Annotated in this window: 2 protein-coding genes and 1 pseudogene; all 3 read right to left on the bottom strand. The window is 60.2% G+C overall.

The genetic code is table 11. From position 1 onward, the window contains the following. Positions 1 to 415 precede the first annotated feature (415 nt). Positions 416 to 739, bottom strand: a complete 324-nt coding sequence (locus R5H23_RS16090; protein WP_062022288.1) for a type II toxin-antitoxin system PemK/MazF family toxin — start codon at positions 737 to 739, stop codon at positions 416 to 418. Next, positions 736 to 954 (bottom strand): antitoxin MazE family protein, encoded by a 219-nt coding sequence (locus tag R5H23_RS16095; protein WP_062269019.1) that lies wholly within the window; start codon positions 952 to 954, stop codon positions 736 to 738. Before R5H23_RS16095 ends, R5H23_RS16090 begins: the two co-directional genes overlap by 4 nt. 202 nt (positions 955 to 1,156) lie before the next feature. Then, positions 1,157 to 1,984, bottom strand: a pseudogene (locus R5H23_RS16100) (plasmid partitioning protein); the annotation flags it as partial.

Below are 1,984 nucleotides of genomic sequence, written 5' to 3' on the forward strand. Positions count from 1 at the left end.
CAGCGGCGGTCCCGCAGGCGTCAGCCGAGGACACCACCCCTTGCGGCGACAGACAGGCTCTGGCACCCGCGCCCTCTCCTCTTTCTCTCTCTTTTCTCTTCGCTTTTCGTCCTCGTGCGGGCAGGCTCTTCCCCAGTGAAACAAGGCATCGTCTCACTGCACGAAAAAGGGCGGAGCCATGCTGACTCCGCCCTTGAAAATCGTAACCGGTTCGTCCAAGTTCAGAGGTGAGCCGTGAGGGGCTTCGGGAAAAAACACCTCACGGCCCGGTTTACCTTAAGTGATTTACTCGGAGAGGCTCTTCAGTGCGGTGGCAACCGCCTGAAGGGTCTTCTTCGTTTTGCGTTTGACGACTGTTGGAAGGTATCCCCACGACTCCCTGTTGAATCAGACGTCACTCGGCGTTCTACGCGCTTCAGGCCAGACCTAAAAACAGGGCCAAAGCGCGATTGACAGAGAGCATGACCGTATCGCTGGCGATCCCGAAGGTTGGACCGATCTTGTCGCGGGAGACAGTGCTGGGCTTGTCGATCATCACCTGAGACGTCTTGCGCAGCCCGTTTCGCTCGTCCGGTGTTACCGACAGGCGAAGCAAGGGCGCGTCTATGAGCGTGCTGGTAACAGGGAGTACGGTCACAGAGGCCGTCGTTTCGAAGCGGTCAGCCTGGACGATTAGCGCGGGACGGGGTTTTCCGAGATCACCCTGGAGAGCAACGGTCACGAAGTCTCCCCGGTTCATGCATCCCATCCGTCGAGATCGCTGGCCGCGCTTTCAACGAAGGACATCAGCGCGGGATCGTGCCGTTCTGCCTCGGCCACGAGACGCGCCTGGCGCTGGCATTCTGCATCAAAGCCAGGTGTGCGCGTATCGGGTACCCAGATCTGGACAGGGCGCAGACCGGCCTTGCGAAGGGTGTCACGGCGCTTTTGGACGCGAATGGCAACAGGGGTCATGGCTTTTTCTCCTCCCGTTACATGTAACAAGAAAATTTCCTATTTTCTACTAAAAAGCGCTCAACGCTCAGGAACGGAATCAAGGCCGAAACCCTCGAAGAATAGTCTGCCATAGGGGCGCTTTCTTCTGTCTTCTTACAAAAAAGGCGGCACTCAGAAGAGCGCCGCCTGATGTCAGGTCTATTCGTTGCCGCGTGCTGCCTCAGACCCGAAGGATCTCCAGCCGGCCTCCCATGGCGGCCTGCATGGCCACCAGTTCCTGGGGCACCACGAGGTCCGGTTTTTCTGCCGGCTCATCCTCCGTGACGTCCGGATCGCCAGCGTCTTCTCGGCCCTCCTCGTCCATCACGTTTTCCAGATCCTCCGGATCAGCGCACTCCAGGCCGTCTTCATCCTCGGCTTCCAGATCGTCTGTCAGGGCGGCCCATTTCGCGCGGCGAGCCTGCCTGTTTCGAACCTCCTCGCTCCAGACGCCAATCGCCTGCGCAAAACCTGCGGCCTCCGGAACCCAGTGCCCGTCTCCGACGGCGTGCAGCAGGGCGGCCCGCATCTCCTTGCCTGTGTTGAGTGGTGCAAGCCCATGCGCCTGAACCGCCTTGGTGATTCCAGGCTTGCTGTAGGTCTTCAGGAAGTCCTCATCGGCCATGCTCGGCATGTGGGTATCCGCGTCGAACAGACAGCCCAGCAGTTCCGCTGCCATGCCGGAGCCGGAGTGCATGCTGACCTCGCAGTTCATGAAGCCTCCGAGGCTTTCCAGCGCGTGGCGGCGGATGAGCGCTTCATCACGCACCAGTTCGCCTTCCGGAAACAGCGCTTCCATGGCGGTCTTCACCGCGTTCTCCTGAGGCGAACTGCTTTCGCAGCCGTAAATATGGACGTTGTTGGCATTCAGCGCGAGCAGCAGGCCGGCCACCAGATCCCACGGATCCGCATTTTCGCTTTTCGCCTCCAGCGCCTTCCTCAGCGCGAGAGTCCGCACGGAGCCGATCATCTTCAGACCCGTGCCGGAGATGTCAGCGCGCTCCTTCTT

It is taken from the genome of Gluconobacter sp. GP1, assembly GCF_032913585.1.
GTDB classification, from domain to species: Bacteria; Pseudomonadota; Alphaproteobacteria; order Acetobacterales; family Acetobacteraceae; genus Gluconobacter; species Gluconobacter cerinus.